The sequence below is a fragment of the Leclercia sp. S52 genome (assembly GCF_039727615.1).
Taxonomy (GTDB): domain Bacteria; phylum Pseudomonadota; class Gammaproteobacteria; order Enterobacterales; family Enterobacteriaceae; genus Enterobacter; species Enterobacter adecarboxylatus_B.
This window is the reverse complement of the sequence record NZ_CP152474.1, coordinates 71,239-88,546: the sequence shown is the minus strand read 5'-3', so window position 1 is coordinate 88,546 and position 17,308 is coordinate 71,239. Positions and strand designations below refer to the sequence as shown.

General features: G+C 54.7%; 15 protein-coding genes and 4 pseudogenes. 11 read left to right on the top strand and 8 right to left on the bottom strand.

All coding sequences use genetic code 11. The features are described from left to right. The first annotated feature begins 138 nt into the window (after positions 1 to 138). A protein-coding gene (locus AAHB66_RS00440; RefSeq protein ID WP_105580531.1) for an IS3 family transposase occupies positions 139 to 1,259 on the top strand; the annotation gives its coding sequence in 2 pieces (ribosomal slippage) (positions 139 to 397 and positions 397 to 1,259; 1,122 coding nt in all). A gap of 549 nt (positions 1,260 to 1,808) precedes the next feature. On the opposite strand, the gene AAHB66_RS00435 is transcribed toward AAHB66_RS00440, so the two are convergent. Beyond that, positions 1,809 to 1,997, bottom strand: a complete 189-nt coding sequence (locus tag AAHB66_RS00435) for a toxin-antitoxin system HicB family antitoxin (RefSeq protein ID WP_347114836.1) — start codon at positions 1,995 to 1,997, stop codon at positions 1,809 to 1,811. Between the two features lie 135 nt (positions 1,998 to 2,132). On the opposite strand from AAHB66_RS00435, the gene AAHB66_RS00430 reads away from it, so the two are divergent. The 7 genes from AAHB66_RS00430 to AAHB66_RS00400 all read left to right on the top strand — a co-directional run bounded on the left by AAHB66_RS00430 (position 2,133) and on the right by AAHB66_RS00400 (position 9,073). After that, entirely contained in the window at positions 2,133 to 2,423 is a 291-nt protein-coding gene (locus AAHB66_RS00430; RefSeq protein ID WP_347114835.1) for a SymE family type I addiction module toxin, read from the top strand. Between the two features lie 244 nt (positions 2,424 to 2,667). Further along, positions 2,668 to 4,029: an MFS transporter gene (locus AAHB66_RS00425; protein WP_347114834.1), complete on the top strand. Its 1,362-nt coding sequence runs from the start codon at positions 2,668 to 2,670 to the stop codon at positions 4,027 to 4,029. A 17-nt stretch (positions 4,030 to 4,046) separates the two neighbouring features. Next, positions 4,047 to 6,401, top strand: coding sequence for a glycoside hydrolase family 3 C-terminal domain-containing protein (locus AAHB66_RS00420; protein WP_347114833.1), 2,355 nt, complete (start codon positions 4,047 to 4,049; stop codon positions 6,399 to 6,401). Between the two features lie 59 nt (positions 6,402 to 6,460). Continuing rightward, positions 6,461 to 7,426: an AraC family transcriptional regulator gene (locus AAHB66_RS00415; RefSeq protein ID WP_347114832.1), complete on the top strand. Its 966-nt coding sequence runs from the start codon at positions 6,461 to 6,463 to the stop codon at positions 7,424 to 7,426. Between the two features lie 202 nt (positions 7,427 to 7,628). Then, entirely contained in the window at positions 7,629 to 8,114 is a 486-nt protein-coding gene (tssD, locus tag AAHB66_RS00410) for a type VI secretion system tube protein TssD (protein ID WP_347114831.1), read from the top strand. A 9-nt stretch (positions 8,115 to 8,123) separates the two neighbouring features. Continuing rightward, the gene (locus tag AAHB66_RS00405; RefSeq protein ID WP_347114830.1) at positions 8,124 to 8,489 is read left to right on the top strand and encodes a tlde1 domain-containing protein; all 366 of its coding nucleotides are present in this window, start codon (positions 8,124 to 8,126) and stop codon (positions 8,487 to 8,489) included. Then, the gene (locus AAHB66_RS00400) at positions 8,486 to 9,073 is read left to right on the top strand and encodes a hypothetical protein (protein ID WP_347114829.1); all 588 of its coding nucleotides are present in this window, start codon (positions 8,486 to 8,488) and stop codon (positions 9,071 to 9,073) included. Before AAHB66_RS00405 ends, AAHB66_RS00400 begins: the two co-directional genes overlap by 4 nt. A 56-nt stretch (positions 9,074 to 9,129) precedes the next feature. Here the strand turns inward: AAHB66_RS00400 and AAHB66_RS00395 are convergent. Further along, positions 9,130 to 9,381: pseudogene (locus AAHB66_RS00395) on the bottom strand (GNAT family N-acetyltransferase); the annotation flags it as partial. A 207-nt stretch (positions 9,382 to 9,588) separates the two neighbouring features. Between AAHB66_RS00395 and AAHB66_RS00390 the strand changes: the two are divergent. Then, positions 9,589 to 10,197, top strand: coding sequence for a hypothetical protein (locus AAHB66_RS00390; protein ID WP_347114828.1), 609 nt, complete (start codon positions 9,589 to 9,591; stop codon positions 10,195 to 10,197). A 162-nt stretch (positions 10,198 to 10,359) separates the two neighbouring features. On the opposite strand, the gene AAHB66_RS00385 is transcribed toward AAHB66_RS00390, so the two are convergent. After that, on the bottom strand, positions 10,360 to 10,797 hold the full coding sequence (locus AAHB66_RS00385; protein WP_347114827.1) for an acetyltransferase: 438 nt from the start codon (positions 10,795 to 10,797) through the stop codon (positions 10,360 to 10,362). Between the two features lie 103 nt (positions 10,798 to 10,900). Here AAHB66_RS00385 and AAHB66_RS00380 point away from each other — a divergent pair. Continuing rightward, positions 10,901 to 11,201: pseudogene (locus AAHB66_RS00380) on the top strand (helix-turn-helix domain-containing protein). 84 nt (positions 11,202 to 11,285) lie between these two features. Here AAHB66_RS00380 and AAHB66_RS00375 read toward each other — a convergent pair. The 4 genes and pseudogenes from AAHB66_RS00375 to galB all read right to left on the bottom strand — a co-directional run bounded on the left by AAHB66_RS00375 (position 11,286) and on the right by galB (position 14,697). Then, positions 11,286 to 12,155, bottom strand: a complete 870-nt coding sequence (locus AAHB66_RS00375; RefSeq protein WP_347114826.1) for a DUF1932 domain-containing protein — start codon at positions 12,153 to 12,155, stop codon at positions 11,286 to 11,288. Further along, positions 12,152 to 13,243, bottom strand: a complete 1,092-nt coding sequence (locus AAHB66_RS00370) for a 4-oxalomesaconate tautomerase (RefSeq protein WP_347114825.1) — start codon at positions 13,241 to 13,243, stop codon at positions 12,152 to 12,154. Before AAHB66_RS00370 ends, AAHB66_RS00375 begins: the two co-directional genes overlap by 4 nt. A gap of 1 nt (position 13,244) precedes the next feature. Continuing rightward, positions 13,245 to 13,959, bottom strand: a pseudogene (locus AAHB66_RS00365) (4-carboxy-4-hydroxy-2-oxoadipate aldolase/oxaloacetate decarboxylase). Beyond that, positions 13,956 to 14,697, bottom strand: a pseudogene (gene galB / locus AAHB66_RS00360) (4-oxalmesaconate hydratase). The pseudogenes AAHB66_RS00365 and galB overlap by 4 nt, the downstream one beginning before the upstream one ends. A 127-nt stretch (positions 14,698 to 14,824) precedes the next feature. Here galB and AAHB66_RS00355 point away from each other — a divergent pair. Next, entirely contained in the window at positions 14,825 to 16,042 is a 1,218-nt protein-coding gene (locus tag AAHB66_RS00355; RefSeq protein WP_347114824.1) for a LysR family transcriptional regulator, read from the top strand. Here the strand turns inward: AAHB66_RS00355 and AAHB66_RS00350 are convergent. Continuing rightward, positions 16,039 to 17,298 carry a gallate dioxygenase gene (locus AAHB66_RS00350; protein WP_347114823.1) on the bottom strand — a complete coding sequence of 420 codons (1,260 nt, stop codon included), beginning with the start codon at positions 17,296 to 17,298 and terminating at the stop codon, positions 16,039 to 16,041. The genes AAHB66_RS00355 and AAHB66_RS00350 overlap by 4 nt on opposite strands. Between the last annotated feature and the right edge of the window lie 10 nt (positions 17,299 to 17,308).

Sequence of the window (17,308 nt, the reverse complement as noted above, 5' to 3'; positions counted from 1 at the left end):
TTACGTTTTTTGGCTATAGTTTTGGTAATATAAAGCTAAGAATAAATTGTGGCGTTTATACTGCCACTGACCTGCTCCCCGTTGATTAATACACCGCGATGTTAGTAATGTCTTCATAAGCCACATGAGGACATCCCCATGAAGAAGCGTTTTTCCGAAGAACAGATCATCAGTATTCTCCGAGAGGCCGAAGCCGGGGTTTCTGCCCGTGAGCTCTGCCGCAAGCACGCCATTTCCGACGCCACCTTTTACACCTGGCGTAAGAAGTATGGCGGTATGGAGGTGCCCGAGGTTAAGCGCCTGAAGTCGCTTGAGGAAGAGAACGCCCGCCTCAAGAAGCTGCTCGCTGAAGCCATGCTGGATAAGGAGGCGCTTCAGGTGGCTCTGGGGCGAAAGTACTGACGACAGACCAGAAGCGGGAAGCTGTGGTGTTGATGTGTGATGCGACCGGTCTGTCGCAACGTCGTGCCTGCAGGCTTACAGGTTTGTCCCTGTCGACCTGCCGCTATGAGGCTCAGCGACCGGCTGCTGATGCGCATTTATCAGGGCGTATCACTGAGCTGGCACTGGAGCGCAGGCGTTTTGGCTACCGACGCATCTGGCAGTTACTGCGCCGTGAAGGCCTTCATGTTAATCACAAGCGCGTGTACCGCCTTTACCACCTTAACGGGCTGGGCGTAAAACGCAGACGACGTCGTAAAGGGCTGGCAACAGAACGTCTGCCGCTGCTCCGCCCGGAGGCGCCCAACCTGACCTGGTCGATGGATTTTGTCATGGACGCGCTGGCCACCGGTCGCAGGATCAAGTGCCTGACCTGCGTGGACGACTTCACGAAGGAGTGTCTGACGATTACCGCCGCATTCGGGATTTCAGGCGTTCAGGTCACGCGAATTCTGGACAGCATTGCACTGTTTCGCGGCTATCCGGCGACGATAAGAACGGACCAGGGGCCGGAGTTTACCTGCAGAGCACTTGACCAGTGGGCTTATGAGCATGGGGTGGAGCTGCGGCTTATCCAGCCGGGCAAGCCAACACAGAACGGATTTATTGAAAGTTTTAACGGACGATTCAGGGATGAGTGCCTCAATGAGCACTGGTTCAGCGATATAGTTCACGCCAGGAAAACGATTAATGACTGGCGGCAGGATTATAACGAGTGTCGTCCACATTCATCGCTGAACTACCAGACTCCGGCTGAATTTGCAGCGGACTGGCGAAACGGGAAATATGAAGAAAAACCAACCGACATTACTAACTGAAGGTTGTATCTAATCCTGGGGGCAGGTCACCACGCAGCGTTAAATTTGAAGTGAAGAGCTATTAATACGCTACTACTTTTTAAAACGTAAATATTATTTAAACCAGAATTATTACAGACTGATAATCATTACAGCAAAATATATTATTTTATAAATTGCTAATTTGAGGGTAAGTGGGGCGACTAGATGTGTAAAGTTTATCTACATTTTTTGAGTCAGTAGTGATGTGTTGTTCTATTCTCAAAGATTACAATATTAAGACAAATATACTAAAAAAAAGAAGTGTTATATATGCATCTATAACAATATAAATAAAATGAAACCCATACTAAAATAACAATAATCTTATGAGAATATTCCTCGGAAATTAAAAAAGAACAACAAGCCAAAATTTGAAATATTATTAATTACATACTCTGGGTTATTAAATAATAAATTATTTTTTAAGCCTTACATGCTCCAATTATTCAATATAATCATATTGGTGATTATGCTAGTAAAATAAAACCAATCAAAGCTAAAGATTATTCCCCAAATTCATATAATACCTTACGATTCTACTTTCTTTGATTTTTCTAATTCTTTACGACCTAAAGATTTAAGCCAGTTCCCCAAACTCATCCCCTCAGCCTTAGCAGCCGCCTCAAACTGTGCCTTCAACTCCGGCGTAATTCGAATCTGAAAAGTCGGTGCTTTACCGGATTTTGACTGATTTGGATCGCGTTTAACCGTTGACATGTACGTACCTATGAGAGCAATATCTAACCATTCAGGTACGTACCTTAGCAGAGGATAACCTGAGTCGAAACGCCCTCGCCCGGTACTCGCAATACCCGACGAGAGCTAACCTCACCAACTATCAAGGAGTTGATTATGGCTGATTCGCATTCTACCCCAGACACCACCGCAACCGGAACTGAGCGTACATTAATTGTGGGATATCGCCCGCAAGGTCTCGATCGCAGTACGCCAAACCTGATCCTTTCCGGCAAATGGCTGCGTGCGGCGGGGTTTGATACCGGGGATAAAGTCACGGTGAAAGTCATGGATGGCTGCATTGTCGTGATGGCACACAACCCGCATGAGAAGGCGCTGCTGGAAGAATTAAAGCTGGCACAGCAGAAGCTTAAAGGCATCGAAGGGGCGCTGGCGCTGGCTTCATGACCCTGGGTTAAACCGAGTGCGGGATGTTCACCCTCACCCCAACCCTCTCCCTCAGGGAGAGGGAGAAGTTCATGCCCGTATGTTTCCCCTCTCCCAACTCAACTCCCTGTGACCCCCTTCACAACTCCACCGCAAACTCCCTCTCGCGCAAAAAATGGGAACTCTGTGAACAAAGGCTGGCAAGCCGCTCTTTAGCGCCCCGGTATACTCAGGACGACACAAATCAGAATGAGTACCCTACAACATGAAAACAACAGACATCGCCTCGGGCAGCTACGTCAAAGTCAGCGTTCGGGAAAAGATTGGCTACGGGTTTGGCGATCTGGCTTCCAACCTGTCGTTTGGGTTTGTTTCGCTGTTTTTACTGTTCTTCTACACCAACATCTACGGCATCACCGCCGTTCAGGCGAGCCTGATCTTTGTTATCGCCCGCGTGCTGGACGCCCTGTTCAATATCTTTATCGGCTACGTGATCGATAAAACCAATACCCGCTACGGCAAGCTGCGCCCTTATTTGCTGTTCGGTGCCGTACCGCTGGGGCTGCTCACCATCCTCTGCTTCAGTACTCTGGGCGACGAGTTCAAGTTTTACTACGCCCTGATCTCCTACACCCTCTATTGCCTGGCCTATACCGCGGTGAACACCCCCTACTCCGCGATGACCAACATGCTCACCCAGCATGAAGGCTCCCGCGCGTCGCTCTCGGTCTACCGCATGGTGCTGGCGATTGTGGGGTATCTGATTGTCTCAACCACGGCGGATATGCTGATTTCACAGTTCGCCGATAAGAAACTGGGCTACGTGTTCGCCGTCAGCTGCTTCAGCCTGCTCGCCACCTTCTTCTTCCTCGCCTGCTTTGGCATGACCAAAGAGCGCGTTAAAAGCCAGCCGGAGCAAAAAGCCCCGACGCTGAAAGAGATGGTCGCCGCGGTCTCCGGCAACCTGCCGTTAATCAACCTCTCGGCGTTTACCGTCTTCTTCTACGTCGCCTACACGGTGTGGATGGCGATCGCGATTTACTTCATCAAATACACCCTGGGCGATGAGGCCTTTACCGCCAAATTCTTTATGATCCAGTCGGCGGCGTACGTGGCAGGCACCGTGGTCTCCGAAAAACTGATCGCCATGATGGGTAAAAAGCGCATGGTGCAGTTCGCGCTGCTGATCGGCATCCTCGGCATGCTGTTCCAGTATTTCCTCGCGGGCAGCAACGGCACCCTGATCATGACCGGCGTCTGTCTGTTCAGCATCACCTTAGGGATGGGCTTTGTGGCGATGTGGTCGATGATTGCCGACACCGTGGAGTACGCCGAATGGAAACAGGGCGTGCGTGCCGAAGGGGCGATTTACGGCTTCTTCAACTTCATCACCAAAATCGCGATGGCCATTGGCGGCGGCTGCGCCGGGCTGATGCTCGACTATTTTGACTACTCTTCCGACCATCTCAGCGCCAGTGCCCTGGACGGCATCAACCTGATGATGACCCTGTTCCCGGCCCTGATGTTCGCCCTGAGCATGGTGTTCATCTTCTTCTACACCCTCGATGAAAATACCTACCGAAACATCATCAAAGACATTGCGTTACGCAAAGCTAACGCGCTGTGATCTCAAAGGACATAAACATGAAAACTGACTTCCACACCCTGATTGCAGCGATGAACGCCGAAGATAAAGTCGCCCTGCTTACCGGCAGCGGCCTGTGGCGCACCGCCACTCTGCCACAGCACGGCATTGAAGACATTGTGATGACCGACGGCACCTACGGCGTGCGCTACAGCACCAGCCAGATTGAACAGGGCGAAAGCTGGAACATCACCGATTTTCTCGACGTGATCGCGCAAAGTGCCGGTGAAGTGGAGAACGAAGAGCAGAAAGGCGGCTCCGAGGCATTATTCAGCAAATCCCGACCGGCCACCTGCTTCCCGAACGGCTCAACTCTGGCCTGCAGCTGGGATATTTCGCTGGTTTATCAGATGGGCGAGGCGCTGGCGAAAGAGTGTCAGGAGATGGGCGTCGGGATCCTGCTTGGGCCGGGCATCAATATTCGCCGCACGCCGCTGGCCGGACGCGGGTACGAATACTACTCGGAGGATCCGGTGGTGAGCGGCGATATTGCCGCCGCGCTGATCAATGGCCTGCAGGACAACGGCGTGGGCGCCAGCCTGAAACATTTTGCCGCCAACAACTCCGAATACCACCGCACCGAGATGGACTCGGTGATTGAAGAGCGGGCGCTTCGAGAGATCTACCTGGCAGGCTTTAAGCGCGCCATCGATAAATCGAATCCGTGGACGGTGATGTCCTCCTACAACCTGCTCAACGGCGTGCAGACCTCGCAGAACCCCTGGCTGCTGACCGATGTGCTGCGTAATGAGTGGCAGTACGACGGGCTGGTGATGTCCGACTGGTACGGGATCAAAAACCGTCCGGCCTCTCTGCTGGCGGGCAACGATCTGGCGATGCCGGAAACGCGGCTCGACAAGCAGGATTTGCTCGAGGCCATCAACCGGGGCGAGATCCCCGCTGATATCCTCGACACCGCCTGCCTGCGGATGCTGACCCTGATCGAAAAAGTCCAGCGCCACCGCAAGCCGGGCTTTAAGGCCGACTTTCACCAGCATCACCAGCTGGCGCAGCGTCTGGCGACTGAATCCATCGTCCTGCTGAAAAATGAAGACGCCATTCTGCCGCTGCAGAAAGGCAAACAGCGCACCCTGGCGGTGCTGGGCAAGCCAGCCCAGGAGCCGGTGATCCAGGGCTCCGGCTGTGCCACCACCGTGCCGTACATGCTCGACCGTCCGCTGGACGAGATTTTTGAGGTCGCCGGAAACGACTTCAACATCGAGTACGCGGTGGGCACGCCAGATGACAACGCCACCGATGAACAGGCGCTGGCGCAGGCGGTGGCGGTGGCGAAAAATGCCGACGTCGCGATCCTGTTTGTCAGCACCGCCATCGGTGAGGACGGGGAGAACGGCGACCGCAAAGACCTGGCTATTTTGCCCAGGCATGAGGCGCTGATCCGCGCCGTCGCCAGCGTGCAGCCCAACGTGGTGGTGGTGCTGGCCAACAGCGATGCGGTGGTGATGCCATGGTTATCCGACTGTAAAGCCCTGCTGGAAACCCACTTTGGCGGCCAGGGCATGGGCCGTGCCGTGGCGGATATTCTGTTCGGTCGCGCCAACCCGTGCGGCAAGCTAACGGTCACGGTGCCCAATACCCTGGAAGAGACCCCGGCCTGGCTCAGCTATCCTGGCGAGAACCTGCGCCACCACTACAGCGAAGGGTTGTTCGTGGGATATCGCTATTACGATCGCCGTCAGCTCACGCCGCGCTTCCCGTTTGGTTTTGGTCTGAGCTATACCACCTTCGACTACAGCGGCCTAACCACCTCGGTGAGCGAGCTGGACGAAGGCCAGGCGTTAACCGTCAGCGTGGACGTGACCAACAGCGGCAGCATGGCGGGGAAAGAGGTGGTTCAGCTCTATCTTTCCGCCCCGGCGGGCGAACTGCTGCGTGAAGAGAAGGCCCTGAAAGCCTTTGCCAAGGTGCATCTTGAACCCGGCGAAACCAAAACCGTGACCCTGCAGCTTAACCGGGACGACTTCGCCTGCTATCACCCGGGCATCGGCGACTGGATTGTCGATTCCGGGGAATATCACCTGCACGTGGCGCGATCGTCACGGGATATTGCATTGAGCACTGCCATCACCGTGCGGGCCACGCCGCGCTATGCCCCGCTGGAGATTAATAATTCGTTGACCCAGCTGATTAACAACCCGCCAGCCTTCGCCCGGGTGGTGAAGCTGGTCGCCAGCAAAAATGGCGTCTCTGAGCAGCTGGTGCGCGAAAAACTCTGTGCGATTGCGCCCGATCTGGTCTTCGGCCTGTTTATCTCGCTAACCGAATTCCTGACGATTGATATTACGCGTGAGGAGCTGGCGGAAGCCCTTGCCGGGCCCGCATCACAGCAGTAAAGTCCGATCGCGCCCACTTGCTTCGGCAAGAGGGCCTTCACTCGACGGAGAGCCAGCCGATGTTTCCATTTTCTGTCACCCAGCATCCAGGGAAGATCTCCCGGCAGCAGGCCGGGACCACCGTCCATGAAGGCAGCGGCTACGAACTGATCTCCTTTGACGCGGAGAAACTGAACGTATTCGCCGCCGAGGTGTACTACTGCGAGCCGCACTGGCACTCGGCCCCGGAGCTGATCTGCATTCTGTCGGGAGAGTTTTCCGTCACCCTCGGCCATAGCACCTCGGTCTTTGCCGCCGGCGACATGCTGTGGATCAACCCGGATGAGATCCACTCCCTGGAGGCACGCGCACCGAACAGCCAGCTGCTGACGATCCAGTTTGCGCCGAGCCTGTTTGATGAGACCCATCCTGCGCCGCTGATGGAGAACGGTTCCCTGACCAGTCAGCAGGCAGATGACATCAGAAACAGCGTGATTGCGCTGGTCGAGCACCTGGTGCATGCCCGGCCGTCGTTCAGCCGTATCGCCCTGATTTATCAGCTTTTAGGCTCGCTAGCCGTGCAGGATGACCGCCAGCAGGTCACCGTCAGAAATAAAGATCAGCAGCTGGTGAAGTACGGCATTGAGTTTATTAATCAGCACTTTGACGATGAGCTGACCTTAACCACCATTGCCGATAACGCCGGGGTCAGTTACCACCACTTCTCGCGCATTTTTAAGAAGATCAGCGGCTACAACTTTAAAGAGTATCTGACCATGATCCGCATAAATAAGGCCAAGCGGCTGCTGAAGGATACCCAGATTCCGATCACCGATATCAGCTACAGCTGCGGGTTTAGCGGTCACAAGCAGCTGATTTTTGCCTTCAATAAATACTGCCGCATGACGCCAACGGCTTTTCGTAAAAGCTACATTACGGCGCTTAATTCTGCTGATGAGTTGCAGGTGATGACTGACTCACGATTTTTGCCGCTGGATGAAGGGGTGATTGCGCAGCTGCACAGGTTTAATCAGATATCTTTGTAGGTTTTGTAGGCCGGGTAAGGCGAAACCGCCACCCGGCAATGCATAGCGATAATGCATTTAATCCAATAGATAATCCCTGTAAATAATATTCCATAATTAATAGTAATATCCCGCACTATTTTAAAACTCTTTTCAGGCACGAATCACATTCTAAGCCTTTAACTAAAGCTATTTTATTTTCAATCTACATAAGGAGGTGAAAATGGCCATACCCGTTTATTTGTGGCTTGAAGATGATTCTGGCCGATCTATTAAAGGTTCAGTTGACATAAAAAATCGTGAGGGTTCAATTGAAGTTATCGAATTAATGCATTCAGTCGAGCAACCCATCGATAAATTTTCCGGAAAAATAACATCCAAGCGCATATATAGTTCTTATGCATTCATGAAAGAGATTGATTCATCATCCCCTTGGTTATACAAGGCTCTCAGCACTGGCCAAACGTTAAAAAAAGCAGAATTCATATTTTATCGAATAAATTGTAACGGACTGGAGGAAGCGTACTTCAAAACAACTTTAGAGAACGCGAAGGTCGTTCAAATTGAGCCGGTTATGTTTGATATCAAACACCCTCAAAATGCGCGCAACACGCATCAGGAGTATATCGACCTGACATATGAAAAAATCACGTGGCATTACCTTGACGGAAACATTATCCACTCGGACACATGGAAAGAAAGAGACTAAGGAGGAAGTATGTCGTGGGAATATGACGTAAAAGAACACAAATTTTATCTCGATGGAGTCTACCAGTTCGATGCTGATTACGCAGGGGCAAGTGGATATAAGAACGATCCCGCTCAGGAGTGCGTTAAGAACAGCGGGCCTCTGCCGCGAGGAAAATATACTATCGGTGCGCCCCATAATTCTGCCCACACTGGGAAATATACCCTCAGCCTTACACCTTATTCGACAAATGATATGTGCGGGAGAGATGCGTTCAAAATTCATGGGAAAAGCAGTCAGCATCCGGAAGACTCATCTGAAGGATGTATTATTGCTCCATTAAGTGCCAGAAGGAGCATCTGGAAAAGTGAGGATACGGAGCTGATAGTCAAATGAAACACTTATCGAGTCTACTCCTCTTGCTGCTTTCGGCCAGCCAATACGTTTACGCAGATCAAATGTCCGGCTTTGCAACGCAATATTATCAGGAAGATATCCCTTTACCGGAAATCGCATCAGCGTTTTCGCTTTCTCCTGTTGTCACTATCGGCAACAAAGCCATTCAGATTGAGGCTACTTCCCTGACGGATATTGCTGATATACCCATTCAGATAGACAGCTCTGCTCGCTGGATCTGCCTGCATTCAAAAGACGGTATAAATTATTGGTTTATTTCCGATAATGAAATGGGGAGAGGATTACTCACTGCTATTGCCATGGCTAAAGATGGCAATCATAAAGAGTGTGTAGCATCCCCAGCATCGATTCGCGTTTCCATAGGGAAGAGATCCCTGCTTGATGCCACTCGTCAGGATATCGCTCAGTCATTCGGTAATAATGAGGAAATAAAAAAGGAGGCTGTTCTTTTTTATCGGGAAACCCCCGTTCAGGGCGGATTCACTCAAAGCAATACCGTCTCTTATTACTTCAATGGCAAGAAAGTGCGCGGCGTTATCGTTGGGCAGATTACGAGTAACTAATCGGCTTCTGGAAACCCCTCTCTCCCAAAGAGGAGAGAGGGTCGAATGTGCGGCAGTTAACCGCCATACCGCATATGTAGCAATGGAAACGGATTACCCTGCCCGTCCAGTTCTGACCGTCCGGTTTGCACAAACCCCATATGCTGATAAAACCCCACGCCCTGCGGGTTTTGCTCGTTAACATCCACCTCGTTAGCGCCGAAATGGTTAATGGCGTACCTCAGCAACAGCGAGCCGACGCCTTTTCCCCAGCTCGCATCATCGACAAACAGCATTTCGATGCGGTTTTCGTCCACGCCCAAAAAGCCCTTTGTCAGGGAACGGCGGGTTCGATTTTGATGATGCGATCGTGGATAGCAGCGCTTCCAGAATCAAGCGGCTCAAGCCATTTAACGTCTTAGGTCGGAGAGAAAACTGTTTGGGCTTACGACGAACGTATGAACTTTATAGCATCCGTTTTCTTCAGGGCTACGATTTGATCATAGCATGCTGTCTCAGCACCAGGAGATCCCCAAATGGCAGATCAAAATGACAATTTTCTTAAAGATGAATATTTAAAACTGCAGGATCAATACGAAGACTACGATCGCAGGGCATTGATTATAAAGGGATGGATCGGTGCGGGAGCAGTTGCCGGTTTCGCATTGGGCACCAATTCAGATAAACATGTAACGTCGATCACGTTGTTTGCTATTGCGTCAATAGCACTTTGCTTCTGGTATCTTGAGGCAAAATGGAAAACTTTTCAGTACGCCATTGCTGATCGAATAAGAATCATTGAAGCACATTTTCGCCAGGAGTCAGATGTGCTTATAAAGGAACCGAAGCCATTACAAATATATCATTGGTGGTATAAATCTTATTTAAATAATGAACCTATTTACGAGTATGAAAATGCCTCAAGACCTCTCAGCAAATGGCGAAGATTAAAAAATGCTGCATTTCAGGATTTTGTCCATTTACCCTATTCGTTGATTATTGGGCTCTGCATTTTAATTGGTTTAATGGATACTACTGCCGATAAACCAACTCCTCCTTCCTGTAAACCTGCAGTTATTCTGACCCAACCCGCGTCGGGCATTCCGGTTTCTCCAACAGCCTATGTATGTATCTGGAATAAATGACGAAATTTATCCCCGAACAGCGCCTGGCTTGCCAGATCCGGGAAATCATCTCTGCAAGCTTTTCCCCTAACCCTCTCCCTAAATGGAGAGGGGGCCGACCGTGCTAATATTTTTTTGTGGGAAGCTCTCAGGGAGAGGGGGAGAGGGTCTAATGTGCGGTAGTTAACCGCCATACCGCATATGCAGCAACGGAAACGGATTACCCTGCCCGTCCAGTTCCGACCGCCCGGTTTGCACAAACCCCATATGCTGATAAAACCCCACGCCCTGCGGGTTTTGCTCGTTAACGTCCACCTCGTTAGCACCGAAATGGTCAATGGCGTACCTCAGCAACAGCGAGCCGACGCCTTTCCCCCGGCTCGCATCGTCGACAAACAGCATTTCGATGCGGTTTTCGTCCACGCCTAAAAAGCCGTGAATAGCGCCGGTTTCATCCCGGGCAATCACAACGTTTAAATTTGGCAGATAAGCGTTGAGCAATAGCGGGCGTAACGCCGCGATATCGCTCTCCTGCAGAAAGTGGTGAGTGGCACGAACGGAGGACTCCCAGATCGCGACGAGACGTTCAAATTGTGAGGGAACTGCGGTTTCGATTTTCATAATGCGATCATGGTCGAGAAAGGAATCTACTTCAAGCATAAGCACGTGCATTTATAAGTCGTAGCTTATACGATTCATGATTAGCAACAATGGAGACAAAAAATTGAAAACCCTGAATGAAGCGATCACTTCGCGTTCCCCTGAAAGCCAAAAAACGCATCAAAGAGATGGCCGACGAAATGATCCTCGAAACGGGTCTGCAAATGATGCGCGAAGAGCTGAAATTATCGCAAAAGCACGTCGCTGAGGTGATGGGGATCAGCCAGCCCGCAGTCACTCAACTTGAACAGCGCGGGAATGAGCTAAAAATCGCTACGCTTAAACGCTACATCGAAGCCATGGGCGGGAAGCTGAGTCTGGATATTGAGCTTCCGACGGGGAAGCGCGTAGCGTTTCACATATAGTGCAGCAAAACAAAAAATATCCTTAAAAAGGGGGGGGCAGCCATCGCTTTCCCCCATAAAAAGTAAATAACCTGCGCCACAGCCCTACCCCTTCACCTTCCCGGCCAGCACCTGCCACACAAAGGGGGCCAGCGCAGCATAACTCACCCCACGCTCCGCCATCTTCTCGGGTAACTGGCGTTGCGCCTGCACGGTCGCCTGGCTCATCACCCCATCGCCACCCACGTCACGCAGGGTTTTGACCACCTCTTCCATCTCTTCGCTGCGGCGGATACCGTGCTCGGCGACGCGGCCGATCAGATAACCGGGGAACTCCCCGTTCCAGCCCAGCGACGGAAAACTGGCGTGTAGCGAGGCCAGCACCTCTTCCTCCACCCCGTATTCACGAGCAGCGAACAGGCATTCGGTGGTAAGGGCTTCCAGCCCTTTGATCATCACGCTGCGACACATTTTGATTGCCGACACCTTCCCGATCTCGTCTGCGCCAGAGCGGGCGTTTAACCCCATCGCACTCAGTACCGACGCGATCGCCTCTGCCTGCGGGCCGCCGACAAGCAGCGGTGATTTACGTCGTGCAGGGGGAACCGGCGCCATGACCGCCACATCGACATACGCGCCGGGCAGGAAATGGCGGGCGGCATCGCGTTTGGTCTGCGGCGCCACCGAGTTGAGATCGAGAAAATACTGCCCGGCCGTTAACAGCGGCGCGGCCTGCTGCGCCACATCCAGGGCAGAACCCGCCGTGACGGTCGAGAAGACCAGCGCCGCGCCTTCAAGGGCTTCCGCCAGCGAGCCGGCGGCACGTACGCCAGCCTGACGGGCTTTAGTCAGCATCGGTTCGCGCTCTGCGCCGCTGAGCTTGCAGTCCCAGACGGTGACGGCATGATCCCGCGCCAGTTCGCTGGCAAAAATACCGCCCGCCTCGCCAAAACCAATAAAGGTTATTGCCGTCATGTTGACTCCTTACGTGGCCAGATGCTGGCCGGAATACAGACCTCACCCGCAAACAGCAGGCGGGCAGTGCGCAACAGGCCGCAGCCTGCCAGTTCGCCAGCGGCATTGCGTTGCAGCGCTACGCTGAACTCCCCGCTGGGATGTTCGACACTCAGAACCGGCGCGTTTCCGCCAGCAACCTGCGCCAGCCCGGCGGTGATGCTGCCGGGGATCAGGCAGGCGCTGGCGACGCTCACCGCCCCAAAAACGCCAATCGAGGCATGGCAGCGATGGGGAATAAAGGTACGGCTGCAGAGTGCGCCTCCGGCACGCGGCTCTGCGATCAGCGTCATTTTGGGTACCGTGCGTTGCGACACGTCGCCCAGGTTCATGCGCGGCCCGGCCTGCAGGCGGATCGACTCCAGACGCTGCTTCAGCTCAGGGTCATTATCCAGCTGCTCACGGGTTTCGTAGCCGCTGCGGCCCAGATCGCTGGCGCGCAGCAGCACCACCGGCATGCCGTTGTCGATACAGGTAACGCCGATGCCGTCAAAACGGTCAGTGGCCTTGCCGGTTGGCAGTAAGGCACCGCAGCTGGAGCCCGCCACGTCCAGGAAGTTGAGGACGATTTTGCTGGCGGTACCCGGTACGCCATCGATGCGGGTATCGCCCGTATACTCCACGCCATCGTCACCACAGGGCACCTCGGCAATCGCCAGTTGCCCTGTGTTCTCCATATAGATCCGCACCTGAGTCAGGGGCGTGGCCGGTGCAATTAATCCGCGCTCGATGGCGAACGGACCGACGGCCGCCAGGATATTGCCGCAGTTCTGGCCGTAATCGACCGTCGCGCTATCGACATTCACCTGGGCAAAGAGGTAATCGACGTCAGCATCCGGGCGGGCGGAGCGGCGAACGATCGCCACTTTGCTGGTCAGCGGATCGGCCCCGCCGATGCCGTCGATCTGCCGGGCATCCGGGGAACCCATTACCGCCAGCAGTACCGCATCGCGCAGAGTGTCATCTGAAGGCAGGTCATCCGCCAGGAAGCAGGCGGCCTTCGAGGTGCCGCCACGCATCATCAGGCAGGGAATTCTGCGTTGCGCCATCTTAACCCTCCACGTCATCCGCATTGTCGTAGTAGCGCAGCCCTTTCTCTGCCAGCCGCGGGCGCATGGCGTAGATATCCAGCCCCAGCTCGCCGTTGCGCATCCGATCGCGTTTCGCCTCTTCATTGGCCATGCGGGTTTCCGCTTTCGCCAGTACCGATCGGGCGTCAGCATGCGGTACCACCACCACGCCATCATCATCGGCAACGACCACATCGCCGGGGTTGACCAGTTGGCCGCCGCAAATCACCGGCACATTCACCGAGCCGAGCGTCTCTTTCACCGTGCCCTGGGCATAGACCTGGCGCGACCAGACGGCAAACCCCATTTCGCGCAGGGTCTGCGAGTCGCGGATCCCGATATCGCCCACCAGCCCGACCACGCCACGGGACTGCAACGAGGTCGCCAGCAGATCGCCGAAAAAGCCGTCGCCACAGGGCGAGGTTGGCGCTACCACCAGAATATCCCCCCGGAAGGCACTGCTCTACCGCCACATGGAACATCCAGTTATCGCCAGGGGTCACCAGTACGGTAACGGCATTTCCGGCGCGGCTTACCCCCTGCTGGATGGGGCGGATAGCCGGGTTCATCAGCCCCTGACGTTGATACGCTTCGTGCAGCGTGGCCACGCCCGCGGCGGCAAACAGGCGCAGGGTTGAGTGGTCATGGCGCGGCAGGTTGCGCACTACAATCCCTTTTTTATTCAACAGGTTCATGCTAGGTTCTCCGTCACGCGTGGGAAGATACTCTGGAAGCCTTCGGCATGAACGATATCGCGCGCGGCGGTGATGCCGATATTACGTTTTGCCTGCACGCCACGCTGAAGCGCCACGCGGGTGTAGTATTCCCACAAATGCTCCTGGCCCTGCATGCACTGAATGGCCTGGTATTTTTTCTCCCACGCGCTGGTGATATCCAGCAGCACGTCCGGTTTCCAGTTGCACTGTTCCGGCTGGTGCGGTTCAAAGCAGTACACCGGCGGCGCCTGCACCACCGTCTCTCCCGGGCGATAGCCTTCCGCCTGGGCGATGATCCGCGCTTCCTGGGCCAGGTTCGACGCCAGGGGGTGATCGTAGTTGTAGGGATCGTGCATCGAGTGGGTCAGCACAAAGTGCGGCTGCACGCGGCGATAGACATCGGCCAGGCGGAACAGGGTGGCGTTATCGGCGCGCAACGGATAGTCGCCGATATCAAAAAACTCGATGCTGGCCCCAAGGATATCGGCGGCGGCCTGCGCCTCTTCCCGGCGGTGATGTTTTACCGTCTCTTCTGTCATATTGCCTTTGCGCCACAGTTTGGCCGATTCCCCACGCTCGCCGAACGACAGACACACCACATGAACCTGATAGCCTTGCTGGGCATGCAGGGCGATCGCACCGCCCGCACGCCAGACGAAATCGGCAGAATGGGCGCTGACAACAAGGGCACTTTTTTTGGTTAACCGGATGAGACATGATGACTTCCTCTGCTGTTTTTTTCAGAGTGTCATGTCCGGGCGCAGGCGGGTAATTCGTTAAGTTGCGAATGCTATGATTTTTATTTATGTTGTCGATAAATTCACATTTCGGGATCGGGCGAATCATGGCGACAGAAAAACGAAATAACACAATAAATATCATGCAGCTGCGCTTTTTCTGCCGGGTTGCTCAGCGCGGCAGCGTCTCGCGGGCAGCCGATGATTTATTCCGTACGCAGTCGGCCATCACCCGGGCGATCCGTGACCTCGAAGAGAGCCTGAATGTCACCCTGTTTGAACGGCATCACAGCGGCATGGTCCTGACGGAATACGGCAAATGCATTCTGCCCCGCGCGCAGCGCGCCATCGACGATTTACAGGCCGTGCCCACGCTGATGCATAAGCTTAAGGCCCGTGCCACGGCGGTGCCGGATGCTGCCTGGCTGTTTAATACCCGACGGCTGGAGATTTTTATTCAGCTCTATCATGTCAATCATACCCAGACCGTCGCCACGCAGCTGGGCGTGACCCAGCCCGCGGTCAGTGCAGCGTTAAAAGTGCTGGAAAAGGGGGCCGATGCGGCGCTGTTTCGCCGTACCGCTGAAGGCGTACGCCCCACTCCGGCGGCAGATTTGCTCTATCCGCCTGTCAGCCGGGCGTTGAATGAGCTGGAGAATATCTGGAGCGATCTGGCGGCGCGGCGCGGGGTGCTGGAAGGCAGTGTGCGCATCGGCGCGCTGCCGCTGAGCCGTACCCGGCTGTTGCCGGTGGTGATCGGCGCGTTTCTGGCGCGTCACCCGGGTATCCGGGTGATCACCAATGAAAGCCCGTATGAGTCCCTGGTGTCGGACATGCGGGCCGGTAATATTGATTTTATTATTGGTGCGCTGCGTCAGGATGAGGATCTGCCGGACCTCAGCAGCGAAGCGCTGTTTGAAGAAGATATGCTCATTTTGCTGCGTAATAACCACCCATTGCTGAACGATCCCGATCCGCGCAGCAAACTGGCCGACGCGCAGTGGGTGTTACCGCGTTCCAATGCCCCCGCGCGTCATCTGCTGGATCGGGCCTTCCTGACCCTGCATTTGCCGCTGCCGCAACCGACCGTCGAAACCGGCGATGCCGCCATGGTGCGCGGGTTACTGCGTGACTCCGATATGCTGGCAGCGGTATCAGCCAGCCAGATGCGTTTTGAAATTGATAATGGCCTGCTCACCGTGCTGCCGGTGAGCCTGCCGGATACCACCCGCCGCATCGGGCTGACCTTCCGCGAAGGCAGCCTGCCCTCACCAGCAACCCAGGCGCTGCTGGGGTTTATCCATCAACAGGTGGCGCAGGGTTAGCGGCCCGCCACTGAGTACGTCACCTGCTGATTACGCGTCTTCTGGAATTCCTCCAGCGTTTGTCCGCGCATGGCCGCGTAAATGTGCAGGTTAGAAACGCCGACCACCGCCCCCATTTTTTCCAGCAGGAAGAAGCTGGCGCCATACTGGATCAGGCCACGCCAGTCGCGGCTATCCAGCAGGCGTTGCTCCTGCTCGCTCAGACCCGCTTCGGCGTACAGCGCCTGCGGTTCATTCAGGAAACGTTCGCGCCAGGCCGGCTGCGTCAGCTGGTGCAGGAAGCTGTTCAGCCGCAGGCCGTTCAGGCTCCGCTCGTGGGTAAACGGATAGGTGCCCGGCAGATTTTCTACCCCGGCAAGCTGCTGCGCCATATGCTGGCGGTGGCGGCTAAGGGTATCAACAGGCGGCGTGCGGGCGTTGTTTTCGAGGATCAGAGTGGCGATGCCGGTCATCGACGGCAGGTAGTAATCGCGCCAGGTTTCGGTGACGTTCGCCGACAGCGCACCGCGCATCACCAGCCACATGATCACCTCTGAGCCCTCCATACCGCCAAGCGTCGCGTATTCGCCCAGGGTCATTTCGGTCAGTTTTTCCGGGTCGTTCACCAGCATATCGACAAACTGCGCGTCCCAGTCGGGATTGTTAAAACCGCAGCGCTCGCCATGTACCTGATGCGACAGGCCCCCGGTGGCGACAATCGCCACGTTGATCTCCTCCGGGTAACTCTCGATAGCCCGGCGCAGCGCCTGGCCCAGCTTGTAACAGCGGCGGGCGCTGGGTACCGGAAATTGCAGTACGCCGATCTGCAACGGGATCACTTTTGTCGGCCAGCCGGCTTCCTGCTCCCAGGGCATCAGGGCGGAGAGCGGTGAGAACAGCCCGTGATCGAGTTTTTTATTCATAAAGAACGACATATCAAACTCGTCAGCCATCAGGCTGGCACCGATATGGCGCGACAGTGCCGCATCGCCTTTCACCGGCGGTAGATCGCGCGCGCCGCCGCCTTCATCCGCCACGCCATACTCGTGGTCAATCCCGAGGGTGAACGTGGAATAGTGATCAAAGAAAAAGGCGGTGACGTGATCGTTAAAGATATAGACCAGCGCATCGGGCTTTTTCTCGTCCAGCCAGCGTTTCAGCGGTTCAAAGCTCTGGAAGATAGGTGCCCAGGCCGCCTCCTGCTGTTTATGATGATCGACGGCAAAGCCGATGGTCGGGGTATGCGAGACGGCGATCCCGCCGAGTATTCTGGCCATGAATTTACTC